Raw genomic sequence first — 4,011 nt, 5'->3', positions numbered from 1 at the left:
CTACCGCTCCGACTTCTTCGGCCGTTTGCGCGAAATCCTCGCCGACCGCGAGAACATCCGCATCGTCGGCGACCGCTTCGTCTTCCAGTCGGAAGTGCTGTTCCCAACGGGCTCCGAGGTGATCAACGATGCCGGCAAGGTCGAGATGAAGAAACTCGCCGACGCCATCATCGAGTTGCAGAAGGAAATCCCGCCCGAGATCAACTGGGTGCTGCGCGTCGACGGCCATACCGACAACAAGCCGCTCTCCGGCACCGGCCGCTACCGCGACAATTGGGAACTGTCGACGGCGCGTTCGACCTCGGTGGTGAAATTTCTGATCGAGAACGGCGTGCCGGCCAACCGCCTGGTCGCGGCAGGCTTCGGTGAGTTCCAGCCGCTCGATCCCGCCGACACCGAAGAGGCGCGCAACAAGAACCGCCGTATTGAACTGAAGCTCACCGAACGTTGATCGAAAATCACGCGAACTTGTTCGCCGGTTCAACCCTAGGGCGCAGATGGAGGCGGGCAAGGCCTGAAAAGATTATCTTTTTTTAATTACACATTGTCGCAGGGCGGTCCTAGCCTGCCGCCCGGGCCGAGAACCGCCGGCGATGAATCCCCCCTCATCGCGACGCGACGGAACCGGACGGCCCAAGGCTGGAAGGCAGGCGGACAACCGCCGCCTCCCTCTACAAGAGGAGACGCGTGATGCGCTCTTTCACTCCCAAGACCTCGCTTAGAACTGCAACACTCACGGCGCTCCTCATCGCCGTTCCGCTTGCCGGCGCCTATGCCGCGGGCCATCACAAGGGCGCTCTCGACGCGACCGATCCAACCGATATGACTGGCCCGCGTGTCGAGGCGCTTATCCAACAGGTGCAGGGCGTCCGGCAGGGCATCGTGGACGCAAGACAGGCCAACAACATCACCCCGGCTGTGGCGGAACGCCTGGAAATGCGCACGGCCCACATCAGTCAGGCGGCAGAGAAAGTCGCCGCCTCCGATCACGGCAGGATACCGGCCGCGCAATACCATGATCTGCTGCGCCGTCTCGACAATGTCGACCAGCGGCTGATGATCGACACCGGCAGCGGCTTCATGATCGGCGACGGCGCCGACGGCGGCAATTACCCGAACGGCTGAGGCCATAGCGCCCGAAACGGTCCAAGAGGAAGGAACCGCCTGGCGCCTTCGAGAGCGATCCCGCGGGCGTCCTTTTTACCAGCCGAGCAATACCGCGATCAGGGCGATCACCGCCGGCACGGTCTGGATGAACAGGATCTTGCGCCCGACCGTTGCCGCGCCATAGAGGCCGGCAATGGCCACGCAAGCCAGAAAGAAGACCTTGACCTGGAACCCGGCCGCACCAAGGTATAGCCCCCAGATCAACCCGGCGGCGAGGAACCCGTTATAAAGTCCCTGATTGGCCGCGAGCACTTTCGAGGCACTGGCGAATTCCGGGGTCAGGTTGAAAGCCTTGTGCCCGCGCGGCGTGTCCCACAGCACCATCTCCAGATAGACGATGTAGGCATGGATCAAGGCCACCAGCCCGACCAGGATGTTGCCGATCATTTTTTCCCCCTTGATGTGTTGCCGGCAGCATTTCATGCGCGGCCTCGCCTGCGCAAGGTGCATTTGCCGGACGGCATCCGAGGGTTGCCAACGCTTTTGCGTTGGTGTCTTTTCGCGCCGTCCCAATCACGGAAGTCGCCATGTCCTTTCAGAAACTCGACGACCTCGGTCACAAGCTCGAAGCGCTCGAGCATGCGCTGGCCATCCTCGGTGCCGATGAGGCCACGCACATGGCCGTCGGCGGCGGCGAGAAGCGTGCCGAGGCGATGTCGGCACTGGCCGGCATGTATCACACCAGGGCAACGGCGCCCGAGATAGCAGACTGGATCGCCGCGGCCGAACAGGAAGCGCTGGGGGAGGAGCAGCGCGCCGCCGTCTCGGAACTGCGGCGGCAATACACCAACCTGACCTGCCTGCCGGTCGAATTCGTCGAACGCCAGACGACCGCGCGCATGCGTTGCGAGCAGCTGTGGCGCGGCCTGCGCGCCAAGAACGACTGGGCAGGCTTCCAGCCGGCGCTGGAAGGCGTCGTGGCGCTGGTGCGCGAGGAGGCGGCGCTGCGTGCCGATGTGCTCGGCCTGGCCCCCTATGACGCGCTGATGGAGCAGTACGACCCCGGCAACCGCACCGCCGACATCACGCCTGTGTTCAGCGACCTGAAGGCTTTTCTGAAAAGTTTCGTGCCGGAGGCGCTGGCGATCCAGGACGCACGGCAGCGCAAGCGCCCGCTGAAGCCGCTTTCGGGCACCTATGCGATCGATCGGCAGCGCGAGCTCGGCCTTGCCATGATGACGGCAGTCGGCTTCGACCTGACGCATGGGTCGCTGTCGGTGTCGCACCACCCTTTCTGCGGCGGCGTGCCGAGCGACGTGCGTATCACCACCCGCTACAAGACGTCCGACTTCCTGTCGGCGCTGATGGGCGTGCTGCACGAGACCGGCCATGCGCTCTACGAACAGAACCTGCCCAAGGCATGGTCGCACTGGCCGCTCGGCAAAGCGCGCGGCATGGCCGTGCATGAAAGCCAGAGCCTGTTCGTCGAGAAGCAGCTAGGCCGCAACCCGGCCTTCTGGCGCTGGGCGCTGCCAGTGGTTGAAAAGCATCTCGGCGAAGCCTGGTCGCTCGACGACATCCTGCCGCACGTGCATCGCGTCGGACGCGGCCTGATCCGGGTCGATGCCGACGAGGTGACCTATCCCCTGCATGTCATCCTGCGCTACGAACTGGAACAGGAACTCGTCTCGGGCCGGCTGGAGGTGGCCGATCTGCCCGAAGCCTGGGACGCCAAGATGCGCGACTACCTCGGCCTTTCCACCATCGACAACCCAGCCGACGGGCCAATGCAGGACGTGCATTGGCCCGGGGCAGCTTTCGGCTACTTCCCCTCCTACACGCTGGGCGCGATGATGGCAGCACAGCAATGGGCGGCGCTGACGCGGGAGCATCCTGCCGCCGACGAGGATCTCGCCAAAGGCAATTTCGAGGCGATCAACGACTGGCGCCGCCAAAAAATCTGGTCACAGGGGTCACGCTGGTCGACGCCGGACCTGCTCGAACGCGCCACAGGCGAAAAGCTCAACGCCACCTATTTCGTGAACCATCTGAAACAGCGCTATGGAGCCGCATAGCGGCTGTCGCCACAGCGCCAGATCTGCCTATTCCGCCGCGCCCCTGAAAGCACTGGCGCCGGTTTCGAACTGCAGCTTGGCCAGCCGTGCATAGATGCCGCCCTTGGCGACAAGGCTTTGATGCGTGCCTTCCTCGACGATCGAGCCCCCATCCATGACCAGGATCCTGTCGGCCTTCAGCACCGTTGCCAGGCGGTGGGCGATGACGATCGTGGTGCGGCCCTGCATCAGCCGTTCCAATGCCGTCTGCACCAGCGTTTCGCTTTCGGCGTCGAGTGCCGAGGTGGCCTCGTCGAGCAACAGGATCGGCGCGTCGCGCAAGATGGCACGGGCGATCGCAACCCGCTGGCGCTGACCGCCTGACAGCGTCACGCCGCGCCCGCCGACTTGGCTGTCATAGCCTTTTTCCAGCTTGAGGATGAATTCATCGGCAAGTGCATCCTTCGCCGCCGTCTCGATTTCGGTCTTGCTGGCTCCCGGCCGGCCGAAACCGATATTGTCACGCGCGCTTGCCGCGAAAATGGTGACGTCCTGCGGCACGATGGCGATGCGCTGGCGGACCGAAACGGGATCGGCCTCGCGCACATCGACGCCGTCGATCAGGATCTTGCCTGTTTCGGGATCGTAAAAACGCAGGATCAGCGAAAACACCGTGCTCTTGCCGGCCCCTGACGGCCCGACGATCGCCACCGTCTCGCCCGGCATGACCTGAAAGCTTAAGCCGTGCACGGCGGCGCGGTCGGGCCTTGCCGGGTAGGAGAAGGAGATATTGTCGAAGACGATCGCGCCCTTGGCGACGGCCGGCAGCGGCTTCGGATCGGCGGGAGCC

Annotated in this window: 5 protein-coding genes; 3 read left to right on the top strand and 2 right to left on the bottom strand. The window is 64.1% G+C overall.

Translation table 11 applies throughout. The annotated features are described in order from the left end of the window. Both EN925_RS26175 and EN925_RS26170 read left to right on the top strand, forming a co-directional pair. The coding region (locus tag EN925_RS26175) for a peptidoglycan-binding protein (protein WP_164894395.1) at nt 1-451 on the top strand (451 nt) is incomplete at its 5' end. A 239-nt stretch (nt 452-690) separates the two neighbouring features. After that, on the top strand, nt 691-1,125 hold the full coding sequence (locus EN925_RS26170) for a hypothetical protein (RefSeq protein WP_027162534.1): 435 nt from the start codon (nt 691-693) through the stop codon (nt 1,123-1,125). A gap of 75 nt (nt 1,126-1,200) precedes the next feature. Here the strand turns inward: EN925_RS26170 and EN925_RS26165 are convergent, their stop codons facing one another. Continuing rightward, nucleotides 1,201-1,554 carry a DUF1304 domain-containing protein gene (locus EN925_RS26165; RefSeq protein WP_063169204.1) on the bottom strand — a complete coding sequence of 118 codons (354 nt, stop codon included), beginning with the start codon at nt 1,552-1,554 and terminating at the stop codon, nt 1,201-1,203. 140 nt (nt 1,555-1,694) lie between these two features. Between EN925_RS26165 and EN925_RS26160 the strand changes: the two genes are divergently transcribed. Further along, nucleotides 1,695-3,182, top strand: a complete 1,488-nt coding sequence (locus EN925_RS26160) for a carboxypeptidase M32 (protein ID WP_013529120.1) — start codon at nt 1,695-1,697, stop codon at nt 3,180-3,182. Between the two features lie 27 nt (nt 3,183-3,209). Here EN925_RS26160 and EN925_RS26155 read toward each other — a convergent pair. Then, on the bottom strand, nt 3,210-4,011 hold an 802-nt coding region (locus EN925_RS26155), incomplete at its 5' end, for an ATP-binding cassette domain-containing protein (RefSeq protein ID WP_128337033.1).

Source organism: Mesorhizobium sp. M7A.F.Ca.US.006.04.2.1, from assembly GCF_004022915.1.
Taxonomy (GTDB): Bacteria; Pseudomonadota; Alphaproteobacteria; order Rhizobiales; family Rhizobiaceae; genus Mesorhizobium; species Mesorhizobium ciceri.
The sequence above is the reverse complement of the archived record's forward strand: the minus strand, read 5'-3'. Positions and strand labels throughout refer to the sequence as shown.

Excerpts from the sequence above, each read along its gene's own strand:
- EN925_RS26170 (WP_027162534.1), top strand. The coding sequence starts at position 691 with ATGCGCTCTTTCACTCCCAAGACCTCGCTTAGAACTGCAACACTCACG.
- EN925_RS26165 (WP_063169204.1), bottom strand. The coding sequence starts at position 1,554 with ATGATCGGCAACATCCTGGTCGGGCTGGTGGCCTTGATCCATGCCTAC.
- EN925_RS26160 (WP_013529120.1), top strand. The coding sequence starts at position 1,695 with ATGTCCTTTCAGAAACTCGACGACCTCGGTCACAAGCTCGAAGCGCTC.